The following is a 19,085-nucleotide window of genomic DNA, read 5'->3' on the forward strand; positions in this document are numbered from 1 at the left end:
ATTCCCCTCACAGCCAGTTTGCGGTTAAAGACCATTAACAAATATCAAAGAAGGTTTGCTCGAAGTCGTACTAGCGGAACGGTTCCGAGTATCTCTCATTTCAAAAACCCTTGATGAAACCGTAACCTCCGGCCTCATCAAGGGTTTTGGCGTTATCTCGCTAGCTTCAATGCTCTGTCCAACAGAGCTTACGTTAAGAACCGAACCCTAACCCCGTTTTACGAAAGGAAAAATTGCACGATACCGACCGTGACGAGGAAGATGAGCAAGTACACCGCCAGTAACTTCGGCAACTTCGATTTTCCCCTTGTACGGCTTTTAGGCGTAGTATATTGTAGGACCATCGTCCGGATTCGATCCTTCCCCTCCAGAAATCTCCGCGGAAAAAGATGCCCGGCATTACTCGCGATAAATAGGTAAATTCCCTTCTTGCTTACGATCACTCTCTGCACGTCCGGCCACAGCACCTTTGAAGTAGTGGACTCGGAATCCATTCTAAAGCCTTCTGAAGTAAAATCGTAACTCTTCTTCTCCTGCAGGAACTTGTTCTGAGAGCTGCGAACCGCTCCGCGATAGAGCATTACGGGGTACAATGCGCTGATCAACACAAAGAAAATGCTGAACGCATACGATTCGAACGGTCTCCCGAGTGACAACTGGATGATGAAATTGGCGAAGAAACCGATCCCCAGAAAGGCGATGACCCACAGTCCGCCGTTTCTCTTCACATACGTAAAATTAAAATCTACCACATCGCGGCTTGTAAGCTCGACTTCGATTTTCTCTTGTTCTCCCATTTGAATTCTCCTCGATTTTTATATTTACATTTCAATCTCCCGGTCGGGACACTTCAGACACCACCATTTGTTATTTTTCTACAGAAATGTCGGAATATCCTGCCAATGTGGTTGCTTACCTGATCGAGCAGATTGAATTCACTTCCGAGAGGACAATGGCTAATTTCCGCATTGAACCCGATGTCCATGCTGATGGAACTTCCTGAGGACATCGACGAGCAGCAAGTCGTGCTGGTAGATCTCAGAAACTACTACAATGCGTACAACGAGAAAACCACGAGGTAATGGTGAAGTCATTAATGGGAACTATTACGACGAGCTTGACATTGATCAGGATTACGATGAAAGCGAACGATAAAAAGCCCCGAAGGCCGTTTAACCGGCTTTTGGGGCTTTGCTCTCTTACAGATCTATTCAAATTAACCTCTTATTAATCGAATCTTCCGTACTCCTCTTCGTTCGCGATGCTCTGAATATCCTCGGCGCTAATATTGAAATACCGATAGCCGTCGCTCGCATTCTTCTTAAGCGCTCTATCCTTCGTGAATTTAGGACTGCCTTCGCCCGCGTCGTCGTCGTATACGAGAAGAATGCCGTCCGTCTTGCGGAATAGCAGCTCGTCCCTCGCGGTAAATTGCCACACTCCGCTATAGGGCTGTTTGCTGACCGAACCGTGGAAATCCACGCCCTTCAGAATATCTTGATAGTACTGCTTCTTGTCGTCCTTCCACTTCTCTTCTTGGTTCAGGAAAGCCGTTAAGATCGATAGCTTCAGTTCGGGATACGTCTTCTTCAACTCTATTACCACTTCGCACGCCCACAAATCCACGCCGTATTGACCCGGAGTGATGACCCATTCCAAGCCTTCTTCGACAAGGGGAACTAGCTTGGCTTCGATGGCTTTTTTAATATAGATAATCCCTTTATGCTTCTGATCGAAAATACTCAGCTCATGGGCGCGATAACCGGTGACCAGCAGATTTTTCATTTGGGGCTCCTTAAGATTCGTAAACGATCGGTATATCCCTTTTTCTCATAGTAACAGAAGAGACTCCTAAAATCCCGCAGTCTCTTGCTTAAAGTAAACATCTGCCTTTTGACCTTCTTCTACTTTACTCGCATCAAATGCGAGCGTAATTCTTACCGGTTCCATAAAGTTAAAATCACTCTGTTATTATTTTAGGAGTTATTTTACATATCAGATTCGTCCAGTTGATCTGTTGCTTTCTCCATTGAGGTATACGCTGAATTGAGCAATAATGAGAGCAAGCAATGCTATCTATGGAAGAGAGGGATCACCTATGCGCAAGGTAAAAGTCGGAGTCGTCGGCACGGGGCAAATCAGCGGAATCTACTTGAAGAACGCCACGGAATCGTTCGACGGCATTTTGGAAGTGAAAGCGGTTGCGGACGTCGTTCCCGAGCTTGCCCGCAAACGCGCCGAGCAGTTCGGAATCGCGAATGCGATAACGGTCGACGAATTGCTGGACGATCCCGAAATCGAGATCGTCCTGAATCTGACCGCACCTGCCGTGCATGCGGCCATCAACATAAGAGCCTTGCAAGCCGGCAAACACGTGTATACGGAGAAGCCTTTCGCTTTAACAAGGGAAGACGCCGACGAGGTCATTAATCTCGCGGATGCAAAGGGGTTGCTCGTCGGTTGCGCACCCGACACGTTCTTGGGTGCCGGTCTGCAAACTTGCCGCAAGCTGATCGACGAAGGCTGGATCGGAACGCCATACTCCGCTAACGGAACGATTATCATGGGTAACTCTTCTAACGGCATGCATCCGAATTTTCAGAACTTCCTTAAGCTCGGCGGAGATCCGATCATGGACATGGCTCCTTATTACTTGACCGCTCTGGTCTTCCTGCTCGGACCCGTTCGGCGCGTTACCGGCACGGCCCAGCAACTGCACCAAGAAATAACGGTCATCAATCCCAAATCGCCCCGATACGGCGACAAGGTGGCGATCGAAGCGCCGACCAACGTATCCGCCGTACTGGATTTCCACAGCGGAGCCGTCGCCAGCCTGCAAGCGGCGAAGGAAAGCTTCGGCTACTTCCCCCGGCTGGAAATCTTCGGTACGGAAGGCAACCTGACCGTGCCCGATCCGAACTTCTTCGGAGGTCGGATCATGATCCAATTCCCTAACGGAGAGACCAAAGAAATCCCATACTCCCACGGCTTCACGGAAGATAGCAGAGCCATCGGACTGGCGGATATGGCCTATGCCATTCGCGCCGGACGTCCTCATCGCGCGAGCGGACAGCTTGCCCGTCACGTGCTCGATATTTCCTTGAGCATTTTCGAAGCTTCGCAAGAAGGTCGGCACGTCTCGGTGGAATCCCATGTCGATCGTCCCGCTCCGCTCCCTATCGGATTGAAATACAATCGTCTTGACGCTGCGGATATCGTGTAATCTCAATCGCATTTCGAGAAAAGGATGTGTTCCCAAATGAGTCAATTTCCCATCGCCATCCAGCCCTACACCGTTCGCGACGCCATAAGCCAAGATTACGTTGGCACGCTTGAGAAACTAGCTGCCATCGGTTTCCAAGGAATCGAGCTCGGATTGCCTCCCGAAGGAATGACGATCGCCCGTCAGAAGGAGATTCTGGATCGGCTTAACCTGCAAGTGATCGGAACGCATGCCTCGTTCGACAATCTTGACGTCGATTATAATCGTCTTACTGACTATCTGCACCAAGTCGGAGGCAAGTACATCACGATCTCGATGCGTTTCGATTCGAAGGAAGACGTGCTTCGCAAATCGGAGCAATTCAATCGGATCGGAGAAATATGCCGAGCCGCGAACACTACGTTCCTCTATCACAATCACGATTGGGAATTCGAACGTTTCGACGAGGAATACGTGCTGGATATTATCCTTCGCGAAACCGACTCTCGGTTGGTAAAGCTGGAGTTGGATACTTATTGGGTGCGCAAAGGCGGACTGGACCCTTCCGAATATTTAAGCAAGCTGAAAGACCGCTGTCCCTTGCTGCACATTAAGGACGTGGAGGCCGGCGAGGAGCAGTTTTTCGCGGAGATCGGCGAAGGGATTCTAGATTTCAAGGCGATCGCTGACACCGCGGCCTCGGTCGGAACGGAATGGCTCATCGTGGAACAGGATCTATGCCGTCGCGACCCGTTCGAGAGCTTGGCGATCAGCTACCGAAATTTGGCTGCCATGGACTTGATCAAGAAACCCGCCAACCGGATTTAAGAGGAGCATAACCATGCCGGATAACATGCGGGACGACAGCTTCGAAGACGGCAAAACATCCATTCGTTCGGCGATTCACCTCCCATCCATCCGCCTTCTCGGCGACTTCGTAATGAAGGCGGGAACGGCCCTCGGAGAGCGGGATATTCCGGACTACGAGCTACTTTATTTCCCTGAAGGGAACGGAACGATCTATCGGGTTGGCGAGCGCGAAATCGCGCTTAGCCAGCCTAGTTTCATTATTACGCGCCCCGGAGAGCTCCACAGATATCGTTACGATCCGTTGCATTCGACTCGGCACCTGTTCATCCATTTCTGGCTACTGGCATTTCCCGCCTCATCGCTTCCGGTCTTGCTTCCGAACGGGCCATCCGTCATTCCGTACGAAGGGGAGTTTCTTGTCGCGATGATGAAACAGATCATGGCCATCGCCCACATGAATCCGGATCGGCTGCAAGAGCGAGGTAGCTTGCTGCTTCTCGCTCTTCTATCGGAGATCCATTCCCTTTCCGTCGAGGAGCCGTTAGCCGGAGAAACCAAGCGATTGCCTCCGCAGGTGCTGCAAGCGCTGGACGCTATCGATATGTCCCTTGCGTTTCCGTTAACCGTCGAAGGTCTAGCTAAGCAGGTCGGATGGACGCCGGAGCATCTTTCCCGATCATTCGCCCGCCATCTCGGTCTTTCCCCGAAGGAGACGATAGTGAGAAGGCGCATCGATCGAGCCTGTCAGCTTCTGCTCTACGGGCACAAAAGCATCAAGGAAATCGCCTACGAGGTAGGCTACACGGATGAAAACTACTTCTGTCGCGTCTTCAAGACGACGAAAGCCGTAACGGCGACGGAATATCGAGCCAAGCACTACAACCCCAGATACGGGGATCTGGCTCCCTTCATCGACGGGGATTCGCTCTATCCGGCCAATCAATTATTTTACGGAGATCAATAACGAAAAGGAGATTACGCTCATGTTTCCATTCCGCGCATCGCTTAATGCTTCTACTTTATTTCCGTTCGAATTGGATATCCTCCAACAAATGAGTATCGCCGCCGAGGCCGGCTATGAAGGAATAGAGATATGGATGAAGGATCTCCAAGCTTACGTGGAGACTGGCGGATCGACGGCAAACGTCAAGAGTCGGGCCGCCGATCTTGGCATCGAGATCGTCAACGCCATCTCCTTCATCCCTTGGGCGGATTCAGACGAAAAGGTTCGCTCGCAAGCCTTAATACAGGCTGACCAGGAGCTTACGCTTCTCTCAGAGATCGGCTGCCCATCGTTCGCCGCTCCTCCCTTCGGAGATGTAGAGAACTCGACTCTTAGCGAACTTGCGAATAGGTTCGCAACGTTGCACGAGCATATCCGGGACTACAACGTAGCTCCGATCCTCGAATTCTGGGGCAGAGCCAAGAGGCTCTCCCGTTTAAGCGAAGCAGTCTATGTCGCCATGCAGAGTCGGGTTCCTGACGTCAAATTGTTGCTCGATCCGTTCCATATGTACACGGGAGGGAGTTCGCTCGGCGATCTCGCCTTTGTACCCGGGCATCGAATAGGCATCGTTCACGCGAACGATTATCCGACTAGTCCGGCGCAGGATTCGATTGGCGACGCGGAGCGCGTGTTTCCCGGAGACGGCATTGCTCCTTCCGCCGAATTCGCGAATTTGTTGGCCTCCAGCGGTTATGAAGGATACTTGTCTCTTGAACTGTTCGTACCCGACTTCGGAGGAAAATCGGCCCTGGAGGTCGCCAGCCACGGTCTAGCGAAAATCAAAAGCGCGTACGCCATTTAACTGACGACCGAGAAGGAGCACAACTTGAACAACGGCAAGATTCGCAACATCTCGTTATTCGCCATCACATGGCCGATCTTCATCGAATCCGGCCTGCAGATGTTCATGCGCATCGCGGATACGTTCATGCTGAGCCGTGTTTCGGACGAAGCGGTCGCCGCGGTCGGCGTCGCCAACCAAATCATCCAATTCGCTATGCTTATTTTCAATTTCGTGGCGATCGGCTCGGCCGTCGTTGTCTCTCAATATTTAGGCGCGAGAAAAGAAAGAGATCTCGGGCAGTTGGCGGCTTCTTCGATCAGCGTCAATTTTCTGTTCGGGGTCGTGATCAGCGTTCTGGTCGTCTCGTTGAGCGGACCATTATTGAATGTATTCGGGCTCGACGATTCCCTCTTCCGTCTCGCCCGCAGTTACTTGTACATCGCCGGCGGAGCCTTGTTCATCCAAGCCGTGCTTACCGCGCTAGTGGCAATCATCCAATCTTACGGCTACACGCGTCAGACGATGATGGTCACTATAGGCATGAACGTCATAAACATCGTCGGCAATTGTTTGTTTATTTACGGATTGTTCGGCGTGCCAAAGCTTGGTGTGACGGGAGTCGCTATCTCCACCGCGGTCAGTCAGTGCATCGGACTTACCGTCAACTTCTTCCTGTTGCGCAAAGTGGCCGGCGTGCCGATCTTATGGCGTTATTTCGTCCATTGTTGCTCGAGCTCTTTACGGATGATCGGGCAATCATTAAGCTCGGAGCAACCCTTTTGCTGCTCAGCTTCTTGCTCGAACCGGGACGCAATTTTAACATTATCATTGAAAAATCACTGCAAGCGGCCGGCGACGCGCGTTTCCCGATGATCGTCTCGATTTCCGTCACTTGGCTGTTCAGCCTTCCGCTTACTTATTTCCTTGGCATCCGCATGGGGTACGGGCTAGTCGGAATCTGGACGGCATTCATCGTCGACGAATGGTTAAGAGGAATCATCCTGTTCGTACGCTGGCGAAGCAGGGCATGGGAAAGCAAATCTCTCGTCCAGCGAAGCGACAGGAAGGAAGCCGCCATGTAGTTTATTCTCCTCGGGTGCTAACCTGAGGAGAATGACGTCGGTTGCGCGAGTTGACGGTGAGTGGCGATGGCGACGAGTTGGCGACGAGATAGCTAACTTTCTTCGCCGACTCGTCGCACTCTGGCTTCTTTGCACGGACTTAGCTAACTTGCATCGCTAACTCCTCCCACTCTGGCTCCTTAGCTCGGACTTAGCTAACTTGCTTCGCTAACTCTTCGATCCTCAGCCTCTTTGCACGGACTTAGCTAACTTTCTTCGCTAATTACTCTCATTCCGCTATCCTCGCACGGGGAGATAGTCCGCTTTCGTTACTATCTCGGTTCGATTCGACCGCAGAGATCGGAAATAGTCCGATTTCGTTACTATCTCGTTTCGATTCGACCGCAGAGATCGGAAATAGTCCGCTTTCGTTACTAACTCGGCTCGTTCTGCTTCGGTGAACCGGAGTTAGTATGATTTCGTTGCTACCTTGGAATGATGAGCTTATGTGCGATAGAGTTACTCTAGGGTTACTACGGGGTTACTATTTGGTTGGTGCAGCGTTGTTAATGGGTTGGTACAGCGTTGTAACTGGGTTGCTACATGGTACCCTTCTGAGTCGATTTGAGGAGTTCGTGCGGAGAATACGCGTGTGGTATAATGTTTCATCAATTCACCTCACATACCGGAGGAGTGCAGCCCATGCGTTTCATAAGCAACCGCAACATCACCGATCCCACCCTTAACCTAGCGTTAGAGGAGTACGCATTGCGGAATCTTCCCGACGACGAGGACTACTTGTTATTTTATATCAACGAGCCCTCCATCATTATCGGGAAAAACCAGAATACCGTCGAAGAAATCAATGCGGAGTACGTCGAGGAAAAAGGCATTCACGTCGTGCGCAGGCTTTCGGGCGGAGGAGCCGTCTACCACGACCTCGGCAACTTGAACTTCAGCTTCATCATGAAGGACGACGGCCGATCGTTCCACAACTTCAAGAAATTTACCGAGCCGGTAGTTCGCGCCTTGCGAAATTTAGGCGTCGAGGCGGAATTGACCGGACGCAACGACCTTCAAGTCGGTGAACGCAAAATATCCGGAAACGCTCAATTCTCCACCAAAGGTAAAATGTTCAGCCATGGTACGCTTCTATTCGACTCGGAGATCGATCACGTCGTCTCCGCTCTAAAGGCGAACGCCGAGAAGTTCGTCTCCAAATCGACTAAATCAATCCGCAGCAGGGTCGCCAATATCACGGAGTTCTTACCCGAGCCGATGACTATAGAACAATTCAGGCAGAGCCTGCTCTCCTCTTTATTCGAAGGCGAAGCCCAAATTCCGTATTACGAGCTATCCGAGCAGGATTGGGATAACGTTCGCAAATTGGCGGACGAGCGTTACAGAAGCTGGGATTGGAACTATGGCCGTTCTCCCGCGTTTAACGTACGTCAGACGAAACGAATCGAAGGCGCGGGAACCTTCGACGTTAGACTGCAGGTCGAAGAAGGCGTCATCGCCAACGCTATGATATATGGCGATTTCTTCGGAAGAGGCGACAGCGACGAATTAGCCGAAAAGTTCATAGGCGTCCGTTATGATGCTGCCTCGCTGAATCGTCTCCTCGACGGAATCGACTTGGCTTACTATTGCGGTCCGGTCACGAAGGAGCAATGGCTGGAGCTTATGCTCTGACTAACCGCCGAATCAATGCTTATTACGACCGGCAGTTTCCTCTTCACGGTATTGCTGCGGGGGAGACTCAGGTCTTTTTCTTGCCACTCCATCCGATCCTTCGAGAACGCATACTCGGCGCCTACATCGGCTAGAAACGCTTTATCGGCGCTCGATCCTGCCGGTACGTTCGGTATAATTTTCTGCCGGTACTTAATTTTCCATCATTCTATAACAAAATCGCCGCTAGTTTTCAAAATTTCTCGTGTTATAATTTCCGTAGTTTGCAAACTCGGAATTCATAAACTCGCAGAAGTCGGTGATCGAATGTTTCAGCTCAAATGGTTATGGCACAATTTAATAGGAGACCGGATTCGGTATATTATCGCGTTATTGCTCTCGGTCGTCGGCTCCTCGCTTACGATCGTTAACCCGTACATCGGCCAGCGCATCGTCGATACGTTCATCGCGGGCGAAAACGCGTCGAGCAATCTGGCGAGCGAAAGGGCGCTCTTGATCGGCCTTTGTTTGGGCATGATCGGCTTTTCCTTGCTGCGGACGGGATTGGCCTATTTTACGACCATTCTCTACGAACGCGCGTCGCAGAACATGCTGTTCCGCGTCCGCGTTTATCTGTACAACAAAATCCAAGGCCAGGACATGAAATATTACGACCATAACCGCACCGGAGACCTCATGACCAAGATGACGGGCGACCTCGAAATGGTGCGTCACTCCATCGCGTGGATTATCAAGACGATTATCGAATCGCTCACGGTTTTCGCGGCGGCGGTCGTCTATTTTTTCTTCATCGACGTCGGGCTGACTTTGTGGTTGCTCCTTCTTTCTCCTCCGATCTTTATCGTGGCGTTTATTTTCGCAAGGCGCGTCCGTCCGATGTATATGGACCTTCGGGAGCGTCTGTCCCAACTCAACACCACTACCCAAGAAAACATCGCGGGCAATCGCGTCGTTAAGGCTTTCGCGCGCGAGGAGTACGAGGTCAAGAAGTTCACCGACAAGAACGTCAATTACTCCGAGGCCAACAAAGCCGCGGCTATGGTGTGGCTGGATTACTTTCCTTATCTCGAAACGTTGGCCCAAGCGTTCAACGTCATCCTCATGCTTGCGGGCGGCGTGCTCGTCATGAACGGCCGGCTCACCTTCGGTGAGTTCTCCGCGTTCTCCGCTTTGATATGGGGCTTGTCCAACCCGATGCGCAACATCGGTATCATTATTAACGATATCCAACGTTTTTTCGCGAGCCTTAGCAAGGTCATCGAAGTGTATTACGCTCATCCCGATATCGTCAACGAGCACAAGGCCGCCGTGAAGAAGCGATATCGCGGCCGCATCCAATTCGATCAAGTCAGCTTCAAATACGATAACGCCATGGTTCTTCAGGACATCAGCTTCTCGGTCGAGCCCGGCGAAACTCTCGCCATCATGGGGGCCACGGGGGCGGGCAAAACGACGCTCATCAATCTGATTCCGCGATTCTACGACGTGGCCAAAGGCCGGGTGCTGGTGGACGGTACCGATGTACGCAAGCTGGAGTTGGACGAGCTGCGCGGGAATATCGGCGTCGCGACGCAGGACGTCCTGCTGTTCTCCGATACGATCGACGGCAACATTGCGTACGGCAATCCGGAAATGCCGGAGGAGGACGTCGTTAAATTCGCCGGGCTCGCCGCGGCCCACGGCTTCATCCGCAAAATCCCCGACGGCTACGACACCATCGTCGGAGAACGCGGCGTCGGCTTGTCCGGCGGGCAGAAGCAACGCATCGCCCTAGCCAGAGCGATGGCCGTGCAGCCTCCTATCCTTATCCTTGACGACACCACCTCCGCCGTCGATCTCGAGACCGAGGAGCATATCCAGAAAAGCCTGCGGGAGCTTGAGTTCGATTGTACGAAAATCATTATCGCGCAGCGGGTGTCCACGACCTCGCAAGCCGACCGTATCCTTATTCTGGAGAACGGCCGCGTGATCGAAACGGGCAGCCACGCCGAGCTCTTGGCGAAGCGCGGTTATTATTACGACGTATTCATGCTGCAGACAGAAGGCATCGGAAGGCAGGCGAACGCAATTGGCTAGGAATAAATTCGACATCGACGAAAATCTGGAGTCGCCGTTCAACATCCGGCACTTCCGGCGCGCGATCGTCTACATTAAAAAGCAGAAAACGCCGATGATCGTCGCGTTCGTGCTGAGCGCCCTCTCGGCAGGCATCGCGCTCTCCGCGCCACTCATTATGCAGCACGTCGTCGACGTGACCATTCCGGAGAAGGATACGTTATCGCTGGTCGGCTGGTCCGCGGTCACGCTAGCTACCATCGTCATCAGCGTCATACTGGCGACGATCCGTTCGCGCATCATGACCCGCGTCGGCCAGGATATCATCTTCGAAATCCGCACCGATCTATTCAAGCACCTGCAAGAGCTGCCGTTCCAATACTACGACGATCGTCCGCAGGGCAAAATTCTCATCCGCGTCGTCAATTACGTCAACTCCGTATCCGACGTTCTATCTAACGGCATCATTAACTTTATCCTTGAGATTCTGAACTTACTGTTCATCGCCGCTTTTATGTTCGCCGTCGACGTCAAGCTGTCTCTTGTCATTCTAGCGGGGCTGCCCGTCTTCATCGCCGTTATCCTGCTTATCAAGACCAGGCAACGCCGGGCGTGGCAAGCGGTATCCAATAAGAGCTCCAACCTGAACGCTTACTTGCAGGAGAGTATCAGCGGCATTCGCGTCACTCAGATTTTCACGAGGGAAAAACGCAACGAAGGAATCTTCACCCGCCTGTCCGTCAACTACCGCTCGGCTTGGATGAAGACGATGTATCTCAACTTCCTCGTCCCGTTCTCGGTCGATAACCTGACGACGATGGTCACCACGGCCATCTTCTTCGTGGGATTGCTTGCCATGGGTCCGGAAGAAGCGACCTTCGGCGTCATTCTCGCCATGAGCAGCTACGCGAGCCGTTTCTGGCAGCCGATTCTCAACCTCTCGAACATCTATAATAGCTTCGTCAACTCCGTCGCCTATTTGGAACGTATCTTTGAAACGCTCGATGAGCCGGTAACAGTCAGCGACGTTCCCAAGGCGCGGGAGCTTCCGCCTATTCAAGGCAGCGTCTCCTTCGACGACGTGACCTTCGCCTACGATCCGGGTCTCAACATCCTGGAGAACTTGTCCTTCAACGTCAAGGCGGGCGAGAGCATCGCCCTCGTCGGACCGACGGGCGCGGGCAAGACGACCGTCGTTAACTTGCTCTCGCGTTTCTACAACGTTACGGGCGGTAAAATACTCATCGATGGCCACGACATCTCGGAAGTAAAGCTTAAGTCCTTGCGCAGTCAAATGGGCATCATGCTTCAGGATAGCTTCATCTTCTCCGGCACTATCCTGGATAATATCCGCTACGGCAAGCTCGACGCCACCGAGGAAGAAGTTATCGCCGCCGCCAAAACCGTGTGCGCCGACGACTTCATCCGCGAGTTCGAGAAAGGTTACTTAACGGAGGTCAACGAACGAGGCTCGAAGCTCTCCCAAGGACAGCGGCAACTGATCTCTTTCGCCCGCACGCTCCTCGCCGACCCGCGCATCCTCATTCTGGACGAAGCCACTTCGTCCATCGACGCGCAGACCGAGCGCCTGCTTCAGAAGGGTCTCAACGAGTTGCTCAAGGGAAGAACCTCGTTCATTATCGCTCACCGCCTGTCTACGGTTAGAAACTGCGACCGGATTCTGTACGTGGCGGACCGGGGCGTCGCCGAGAGCGGGTCGCATGACCAACTGATTGCGAAGCAAGGCCGATATTACAAGCTGCACACGGCTCAGAAGATGGAAGCTTGACCAGCCAGCTTATCGCTCTCCCGAGACCCACGAACGAGTATTTAAAGGCTAAATAAAGCAAAAAGCGCATTCTCCGGAGTGCGCTTTTTGCTTGTTCTTTATTTGAAAATTTGATTCGGTCCGTCTTCGCGATCCGACTTTCTTTTAAAAGCAAATAACCTTGATTGACCAAGGTGGTAACCGGTCATCAAGGTTCAAAATTTGTCTCGCGATCGAGCAAACATTACCGTTCGAGCTTAAACACGTTATCCAGCGCAACGCCAAGCCGTTTCTTCAACGGAACCTTGATATCTCTTCCCAGTTCCCGGAAGAAAACGTCGATATCGCATTCCACGTTGGACAGAACAAGCTTGATGACGCCGTCGCTTACAATATTCTCATTCATCGTCACCGGTATGGAAATATCGACGGCATACTTCTTCGTTAACGTGTTCGAGTACCTGGTAAACAATTCGATTAATTCTTCGTTCGAAAAATTCGCGATGGCGATTTTCCCTTTGGCGGTAAAATTCAATTTAATGTTCACTTTCGTAATTTCCCCTTTTCTTCTTAACCTTAATTATCCCCGTGTGTGTTCAATCTTGCTGTATAAGGGTCTTAAAATGAAAAGGTTCGTTAACCGGACTTACTCATCTTACTTATCATACTAATCTTTCGCCAATTAGTACACCTTTGCTTCTGCTCCAATTGCTGGACGAGGCCGAAAGTGGGTACATCTATTTATAGAATACCCAATAATCGACATTAAGCTTGTCCGGTTAAACCCTCTCCGATGAAGAAACTTATCTCCATTATACACCTCCCGTCGATCAAGGCTACCGGCACATGGCAAATAAGCTGCAAAAAGCCGTCCGTCAGGGTCGTAAACAACCTTGACGGACGGCTTCTTCGGATGCCGAAATTGCCGTTTTTTGATTCCGCAGCTTGCCGATTCCCATCCCCGCGTCAATGTCCGATGCCCGGCATCGCTGCCGAATTGCTCGAGTTATCCTTCACCGGCGACGATGGAACGTCCGTCTCGAAGCGAGCCGTTCCCGTCCACAATGCGGCGATGATTCCCAAACCGGCGACGACGACCAAGAACCAAAATCCCAACTGCACCGAGTCTCCCAACGCTTGCCGGAACAAGCCTGTGGCTGCAGCGGACAACGTGGAATCCGCGCTTAACAGCAGCTGCGGATCGGTCAGCCCGGCCAACTCGTCGCCTTGGACGTTGAACTCCGCCGCGTGCTCTTGAACGGCCGCGGACAACCGGTTATTCACGATAGCCGCCAATACCGCGGATCCGAACACCCCTCCGACCGCGCGGCTGAAGCCGACCGTCGAAGTCGCAATGCCCTTGATGCGATCCGCCGCGCTGTATGTGACGGCCATTTGGGCTAACGGCATTAAAATGCCTATCCCGATGCCCATCAGAAGCATTACGAACGCCACTATCCAGAAGCTAACGTCGAGAGGCATATAAGACATGCCCAGCATACCTAATCCGGCCATCGTCATAGAAGCGATAATACCCGCTCGGTAGGTCCATCTCTTCAGAAGCACGTTGCTTAACGTCGCGCCGATCATCATGGAGAACATCATCGGAGTTAGAGTATTGCCGGCATCGCCGACATCGCCCCCCATGCTTCCCTGCACGAACAACGGAATATAGAGCAAGGCCCCGTACATGATCATTCCTTGCAGGAACGTCGCCGTTAACGTACCCGATATAACTTTGCTGCGGAATAATTCGGGAGGCAATATCGGCTCCGCGACCCTCTTCTCCACGAAAAGGAACAACGCCAGGCCAACCGCTCCAAGCGCGATCAGACCGATAATCGGCACGGAAAGCCAAGCGAACTGCTCCCCGCCCATTTTCAAAGCCAGCAATATCGACAACGTGGTCAAGGAAAGCAACAAAGCTCCTTTGACGTCCACGGACGGCCGAGTCGCCTTATCCCGGTTGTCATGCAATCGTCTGCTCAATATCGCGAAAATATAGAGCCCGATCGGAATGTTGATATAGAAATTCCAGCGCCAGTCGAGATGCTCCGTAATCAGCGCGCCCAAGGAGGGTCCGACGATCGAAGACAACGCGAATACGCTCATATAAAAAGCTTGGTATCTACCCGCTTTTTCTTTCGGCATGATGGTGAATACGAGAGTGAACGTAATCGGAATAATAAATCCTGCCCCTAGCCCTTGAATGCCCCGAAAAAGAATCAATTGCGTCATGTTGTCGGCCAATCCGCATAATATCGAACCCGCCATGAACAAGAACAATCCGAGCATGTAGAAGCTTTTTCTTCCGAAAATATCCGATAGCTTGCCCGCGATGGGCATAACCACGGTCGAAGCGAGCATGTAGACGGTAAATACCCAAGACATTTGGTTCAGGCCGTCCAGCTCGGAAACGATGGTCGGCAACGCCGTCGACACGATCGTCTGATCCACTTGCGTCAAAAAAATACTGATAAGCAGCGCCGACATCATCCAGTTCAATTGCGATTTCGTACGACGATCATCATCCGGATTCAAATCGACCACCTAGATTTCTGCTAGTTTAGCGCAGCGGCTCGCGTAATCGCGGCCCGATTGGCCCGGTACCCGCGCTACCGCGTAAGCGCCGATTCGGTTAAGCGCTTCCTCTAATGTCCGTTGAAGAGATTCTCCGGCCGGCTTGTCCCGAACGGTCCATATTCCGACGAACCGGCTGTCCATCCAAGCCGGATTTTGCTCGAGCCTCACGAGCAATTCATGCGTCGAAGCCGGAATCTCCCCGAAATTCGTTGCCGTGCATACGACGACGAGACGAGGGTTGTCCTGGCCCGATTGGTCCAGAAAATCATCCTCCCGCTCGAAGACGCGAAGCTCCATGCCGTGCTGAATGCGAAAGCCGTCGAGCAGCTCTTCGATTTCGCCTTTTCCCTGCGACGATCTAACCTCCGCCGGCAGAAGAACGTACACCCTTTTCGCCGAGCCGTCGTTCGCCCGGGCTTCCGAGGTTCCCTTTTTACCCGTTTCGTCTCGCGGAAGCACCCCGTAAAGCGTCAATCGGATCATTTGATCGGCAAGGATGTCTTTTAGTTCCTCGTACGTGCCTTGAAGCTTAAGCTCGTCCCGCATATCTTCCGCGCTTCGATAGTAGAATTGATTCATCATTCCCCATATCAAATGCAGGAGCACTTGCTCGTGCATCTGTTCTTGAATGATGCCTTCTTTTTTCCAAGCAGCCAGAATTTGCGACTTCTCTTCCGTGTCCATGGTCCATTTGGTCGAGGCGTACTTAGAGAAGAGACTACCGCCTTCCAAGGACTCCCGATGATAGATTTTATACAGGTTAGGCAGCTTGCATTTCAGCTCGAAATGCTCCTTGATGTACTTGCGAAGCAATACCTGCGGCGCTTCTTGCTCGAGCAGAATGTCGTTGACGTGAAACTCCCATTGCTTGAAAAGCCTCGTTACCACTTCCATGTACAGCTTTTCCTTGGAGTCGAAATAATAGTGTATAAGCGCCTGGTTGACGCCCGCTTTAATCGCGATCTCGCTCATTCGGCTTCCCGCGAATCCGATCTTGGCGAAAATCTGCTCCGCCGCGTTCAGAATTCGTAGCTGAACCGATGTTTTGACTTCGTCTATGCTTTCGGTTTCCAACGGTTTTGCTCCTCTCATGCCCCCTTGCCGTGAACGACGTTGCGAAGAGCCAACGCCGACGTTTCGTACCAGTCGCCTATTACGGCCGGCAGAACGTCGATCTGGGAGTCTAATACGTACAATCCGCGAGTCGGGCAGACCGCGCCCGTTTCGACGAGCAGAGGGCGTAAGTAAGCCTCTACTGCCAGACTATGGTGAGGCGAGCCGCCGACCATGACGGGTATGGCGGCGATATTGGCAAGCGCTTGTTGGGGAAGCTGATCGATGAATAGCTTCAGCAGCCCCGTGTAAGTCGCTTTGTAAGTCGGACTTGCGAATATAACTACGTCGGAGCTGGTTACCCGCTCCAATTGGCGAATGACCTCCGCGTTCCCCCACTCCAGCAACGAAGGGGCGAAATCCGCGAGATCGACGATCGCTTCGTCCGCCGTCTCGCCTTCCGACGTTAAGCCTTCGCTAATTCGTTTGAGAACCTCGCCCGCTATGGCGTAAGTTTTGGAGCGGCTTTTCGGATTGCCTACGATGGCCGTGATTTTCATTAGGCGCTCGCCCCCTGCGGGAGGTTGTCCGTCAAATAGCCGTACTTGCCGCCGTAGAATACGAGAGGGGTTGCATCCGCTTGCTGCACGTTCAAATGCAAAGCGTCTCCCAGCAGAATCTGATGATCGCCGCCTTCAACGGCCTTGTGCAGTCCGCACACCACGTAAGCCAAGCAAGCGTCCAGAACGGGAACTCCGGCTACGCCTTCCAGGTAAGGAATGCCTTCGAACTTGTCCACGTCTCCCCTGCGCGCGAAGGAACGGGAAACGTTTTCTTGATCTGCCGATAAAATATTAACGCAAAACGACTTCGATTCCAAGATATGCTTAAGCGTTGCGCTCTTGTTATCCAAGCAAACCAGCAGCATCGGAGGGTCCAGGGAAAGCGAGGTAAAAGCGTTAACGGTCATCCCTTGCGGCTTCCCCTCGGCATCCCTGGTCGTAATGACGGTAATTCCCGTCGCGAACTTGCCCATTGCGCTTCTCCATGTCTTTGAATCCAATTTTAATTCCTCCTTGTCTAAAAAGAAAGAAGCTTTCTTCCATTCCCTGCTTAGCCTTCCAATCCGTTGCAAATCAACCAAGCGGTAGTCGCGTACACGACGGCGGCGTCTATCATATCGTCCACCGTCGGACCGAACCTGCTAGGACCGTAAGTAACGGCGGGGATATGGTACATATTGAACACGTTATGGTCTCGCCACATGCTCGAATAAATCGGATGGCCTTGCTTCGTCTCCCCTTTGCCGATCGAGACGCTGGATTGGCTTAACGCGCGATGCAGTCCGCCGACCTGCTCTTCGTCGGCTTCGAAGCCTTGACGGTAAACGATTGGCTCTACCTTGCTGTCGAAGCCTTCGGCGGCCATCAGCGCTTCAAGCTGGCGTTGGACGTCCGCGATGTTCTGCACGGGAGTGAGAGTCAGCCCCAGATAGACCGAGCAAACTTCGCTGCCGCTTCCCATCACGTGCGGGTCTCCGCCGCGAATCGCGCCGATTTGAACTTTAGGCACCGCGGTTCCGCCGGGAGAATGATAGGTGTTATCCTTCTCGAAGTCGATGCACCATTGTTGCAGGACTTCTATTAACGGGGCCACCTGCACAAGTGGACTCGGATGCTTGCGCAGCTCCGCCGGATGCTCGAGCAGAGGCGTAAATACGTCTTCTCCGTAAATGTCGATCCGGAAATTGGCATGTCCGCACGATACCCACGAAATTCCGAAATCCGTACCTTCTGCGGCAATCGCGAAATCCGGGGCAACGCCGCCGTGAGTCATCATGAACTGAGCTCCGATTTCCTTGCCCAAATATTGCGGCCCTTGGAATTGCTCCACGTGCTCCGGGCCGATCTCGGCCGGACATGCGGTCAAGTACAAGGTTCCCGCCAGCGGGAGTCCCGTTTTCTTCAATGCTTTGGCACCGATCAGGAAGCAAGCCATCGGTCCTCTATCGTTCTCGACCGGTCTCCCGGAAAATACGCCGTTCTCGAGCTTCGCTTCCAGCCACTCGGGACGTTCGACCGAGCCCGGACGATATTTCCAGCTATCGAGATAATTGTATTGCGGCGACTCGGTGTCCAGATGACTCGTGAACAGTAGATTTTTCCCTTGCGTCGGATTTTGTCCGCCGTAACGCCCGATGACGTTGAAGCGGTCAGGAACCATTCCGATCTTCTTCGGCGTAAATTGCTCCCGCTTCATCCATTCGTATACGTATTCTCCCGCTTCCTTCTCGTATCCGGCGACGGAGCGGATATTGCCTAGCTCTAGAATCAAATCGATCAATTCCTGCTTATCGATAGCTTGACGGATCGTATCGGCAACCTCTTGAATTTCAAGACTCGTAATCGGACTATTCGGCTTCAAAGCGATCATCTATTAACCTCCAATTACGGTGTCCCAGCTTCGGACGACCTGATCTGTCGTTACGTTAGTGGAAAAGTTCAGTTCCATAGCCCTGAGTGAAGCCTCGTGTATGTCCGGCGAATAAGCCGCGCAGGCATCCGAGACGACGAAGCACTCGTAATCTCGCATGAAACCGTCCCTCACGGTCGATTCCACGCAGCATTCCGTCGTAAATCCCGTGACCGTGATTTTCTTGATTCCGTTGCTCTTCAAGATCAATTCCAGATTCGTCTCGACGAATCCGCTGTAGCGTTGCTTGTGAACGACGCTATCCCCGGGAAGGGGGGCAATCCGGTAGAAATCCGACCCCCGCTCCCCCTTCCTGCATATCGCGACTCCCGAGAGATCTTGCCCCTGACGCGCATACCAGTCCAACATCGCCGGCGAATCCGTCTCGGGAGCGGTCATCAGCGCGATGAATATGATCGGAATGCGATGAGACCGAGCCGCCGCGATCAATCGTTCGATTCTGTCCACGGCGGGATCTACCGCGGAAAGGTCGGCATTCCATTCCCCGACCTTCCCGTCGGCCGAGCAGAAATCGATCTGCACGTCCACCAGCACTAAAGCATTGCCTTCTATGGGAATATCAACGATATTCATCC

General features: G+C 52.5%; 18 protein-coding genes. 9 read left to right on the forward strand and 9 right to left on the reverse strand.

Annotation, left to right across the window (positions count from 1 at the left end; genetic code table 11):
• Positions 1-218: 218 nt before the first annotated feature.
• Both DFP95_RS21700 and DFP95_RS21705 read right to left on the reverse strand, forming a co-directional pair.
• On the reverse strand, positions 219-797 hold the full coding sequence (locus DFP95_RS21700; protein ID WP_115994795.1) for a YcxB family protein: 579 nt from the start codon (positions 795-797) through the stop codon (positions 219-221).
• Between the two features lie 430 nt (positions 798-1,227).
• Complete coding sequence (locus tag DFP95_RS21705; protein WP_115994796.1) at positions 1,228-1,785, reverse strand: SLOG family protein; 558 nt, start codon at positions 1,783-1,785, stop codon at positions 1,228-1,230.
• A 313-nt stretch (positions 1,786-2,098) separates the two neighbouring features.
• Between DFP95_RS21705 and DFP95_RS21710 the strand changes: the two genes are divergently transcribed.
• The 9 genes from DFP95_RS21710 to DFP95_RS21745 all read left to right on the forward strand — a co-directional run bounded on the left by DFP95_RS21710 (position 2,099) and on the right by DFP95_RS21745 (position 12,402).
• Positions 2,099-3,223, forward strand: a complete 1,125-nt coding sequence (locus tag DFP95_RS21710) for a Gfo/Idh/MocA family protein (RefSeq protein WP_115994797.1) — start codon at positions 2,099-2,101, stop codon at positions 3,221-3,223.
• Positions 3,224-3,259: 36 nt separating this feature from the next.
• Positions 3,260-4,030, forward strand: a complete 771-nt coding sequence (locus tag DFP95_RS21715) for a sugar phosphate isomerase/epimerase family protein (RefSeq protein WP_181907558.1) — start codon at positions 3,260-3,262, stop codon at positions 4,028-4,030.
• Positions 4,031-4,043: 13 nt separating this feature from the next.
• Positions 4,044-4,976, forward strand: a complete 933-nt coding sequence (locus DFP95_RS21720; protein ID WP_245987839.1) for a helix-turn-helix domain-containing protein — start codon at positions 4,044-4,046, stop codon at positions 4,974-4,976.
• A 19-nt stretch (positions 4,977-4,995) separates the two neighbouring features.
• The gene (locus DFP95_RS21725; protein ID WP_115994799.1) at positions 4,996-5,820 is read left to right on the forward strand and encodes a sugar phosphate isomerase/epimerase family protein; all 825 of its coding nucleotides are present in this window, start codon (positions 4,996-4,998) and stop codon (positions 5,818-5,820) included.
• A gap of 24 nt (positions 5,821-5,844) precedes the next feature.
• Complete coding sequence (locus DFP95_RS21730; RefSeq protein ID WP_342768276.1) at positions 5,845-6,675, forward strand: MATE family efflux transporter; 831 nt, start codon at positions 5,845-5,847, stop codon at positions 6,673-6,675.
• Positions 6,561-6,884, forward strand: a complete 324-nt coding sequence (locus DFP95_RS29730; protein WP_342768278.1) for an MATE family efflux transporter — start codon at positions 6,561-6,563, stop codon at positions 6,882-6,884. Before DFP95_RS21730 ends, DFP95_RS29730 begins: the two co-directional genes overlap by 115 nt.
• Positions 6,885-7,565: 681 nt before the next feature.
• Positions 7,566-8,558, forward strand: coding sequence for a lipoate--protein ligase (gene lplA, locus DFP95_RS21735; protein ID WP_115994800.1), 993 nt, complete (start codon positions 7,566-7,568; stop codon positions 8,556-8,558).
• Positions 8,559-8,864: 306 nt separating this feature from the next.
• On the forward strand, positions 8,865-10,634 hold the full coding sequence (locus tag DFP95_RS21740) for an ABC transporter ATP-binding protein (RefSeq protein WP_115994801.1): 1,770 nt from the start codon (positions 8,865-8,867) through the stop codon (positions 10,632-10,634).
• A complete protein-coding gene (locus DFP95_RS21745) occupies positions 10,627-12,402 on the forward strand; it encodes an ABC transporter ATP-binding protein (protein WP_115994802.1) in 1,776 nt (591 codons plus the stop codon). The genes DFP95_RS21740 and DFP95_RS21745 overlap by 8 nt, the downstream gene beginning before the upstream one ends.
• Before the next feature lie 223 nt (positions 12,403-12,625).
• Here the strand turns inward: DFP95_RS21745 and DFP95_RS21750 are convergent, their stop codons facing one another.
• From DFP95_RS21750 to DFP95_RS21780, 7 genes are all read right to left on the reverse strand, one after another.
• Entirely contained in the window at positions 12,626-12,928 is a 303-nt protein-coding gene (locus DFP95_RS21750) for a hypothetical protein (RefSeq protein WP_115994803.1), read from the reverse strand.
• 419 nt (positions 12,929-13,347) lie between these two features.
• Entirely contained in the window at positions 13,348-14,922 is a 1,575-nt protein-coding gene (locus DFP95_RS21755) for an MDR family MFS transporter (RefSeq protein WP_147304204.1), read from the reverse strand.
• 9 nt (positions 14,923-14,931) lie between these two features.
• Positions 14,932-16,038, reverse strand: a complete 1,107-nt coding sequence (locus DFP95_RS21760) for a TetR/AcrR family transcriptional regulator (protein ID WP_181907559.1) — start codon at positions 16,036-16,038, stop codon at positions 14,932-14,934.
• 14 nt (positions 16,039-16,052) lie between these two features.
• Positions 16,053-16,577 carry an NAD(P)H-dependent oxidoreductase gene (locus tag DFP95_RS21765; protein ID WP_115994806.1) on the reverse strand — a complete coding sequence of 175 codons (525 nt, stop codon included), beginning with the start codon at positions 16,575-16,577 and terminating at the stop codon, positions 16,053-16,055.
• Entirely contained in the window at positions 16,577-17,080 is a 504-nt protein-coding gene (locus tag DFP95_RS21770) for a flavin reductase family protein (RefSeq protein ID WP_115994807.1), read from the reverse strand. Before DFP95_RS21770 ends, DFP95_RS21765 begins: the two co-directional genes overlap by 1 nt.
• Before the next feature lie 50 nt (positions 17,081-17,130).
• The gene (locus DFP95_RS21775; protein WP_220376434.1) at positions 17,131-18,450 is read right to left on the reverse strand and encodes a zinc-binding metallopeptidase family protein; all 1,320 of its coding nucleotides are present in this window, start codon (positions 18,448-18,450) and stop codon (positions 17,131-17,133) included.
• A gap of 3 nt (positions 18,451-18,453) precedes the next feature.
• Complete coding sequence (locus tag DFP95_RS21780; protein ID WP_115994808.1) at positions 18,454-19,083, reverse strand: cysteine hydrolase family protein; 630 nt, start codon at positions 19,081-19,083, stop codon at positions 18,454-18,456.
• Positions 19,084-19,085 lie beyond the last annotated feature (2 nt).

The sequence above is a fragment of the Cohnella lupini genome, from assembly GCF_003386205.1.
Lineage (GTDB): Bacteria > Bacillota > Bacilli > Paenibacillales > Paenibacillaceae > Cohnella > Cohnella lupini.

Bases quoted from the DNA above. Each gene is read 5' to 3' on its own strand.
- DFP95_RS21700 (WP_115994795.1), bottom strand. From the start codon at position 797: ATGGGAGAACAAGAGAAAATCGAAGTCGAGCTTACAAGCCGCGATGTG.
- DFP95_RS21705 (WP_115994796.1), bottom strand. From the start codon at position 1,785: ATGAAAAATCTGCTGGTCACCGGTTATCGCGCCCATGAGCTGAGTATT.
- DFP95_RS21710 (WP_115994797.1), top strand. From the start codon at position 2,099: ATGCGCAAGGTAAAAGTCGGAGTCGTCGGCACGGGGCAAATCAGCGGA.
- DFP95_RS21715 (WP_181907558.1), top strand. From the start codon at position 3,260: ATGAGTCAATTTCCCATCGCCATCCAGCCCTACACCGTTCGCGACGCC.
- DFP95_RS21720 (WP_245987839.1), top strand. From the start codon at position 4,044: ATGCCGGATAACATGCGGGACGACAGCTTCGAAGACGGCAAAACATCC.
- DFP95_RS21725 (WP_115994799.1), top strand. From the start codon at position 4,996: ATGTTTCCATTCCGCGCATCGCTTAATGCTTCTACTTTATTTCCGTTC.
- lplA (WP_115994800.1), top strand. From the start codon at position 7,566: ATGCGTTTCATAAGCAACCGCAACATCACCGATCCCACCCTTAACCTA.
- DFP95_RS21740 (WP_115994801.1), top strand. From the start codon at position 8,865: ATGTTTCAGCTCAAATGGTTATGGCACAATTTAATAGGAGACCGGATT.
- DFP95_RS21765 (WP_115994806.1), bottom strand. From the start codon at position 16,577: ATGAAAATCACGGCCATCGTAGGCAATCCGAAAAGCCGCTCCAAAACT.
- DFP95_RS21775 (WP_220376434.1), bottom strand. From the start codon at position 18,450: ATGATCGCTTTGAAGCCGAATAGTCCGATTACGAGTCTTGAAATTCAA.
- DFP95_RS21780 (WP_115994808.1), bottom strand. From the start codon at position 19,083: ATGAATATCGTTGATATTCCCATAGAAGGCAATGCTTTAGTGCTGGTG.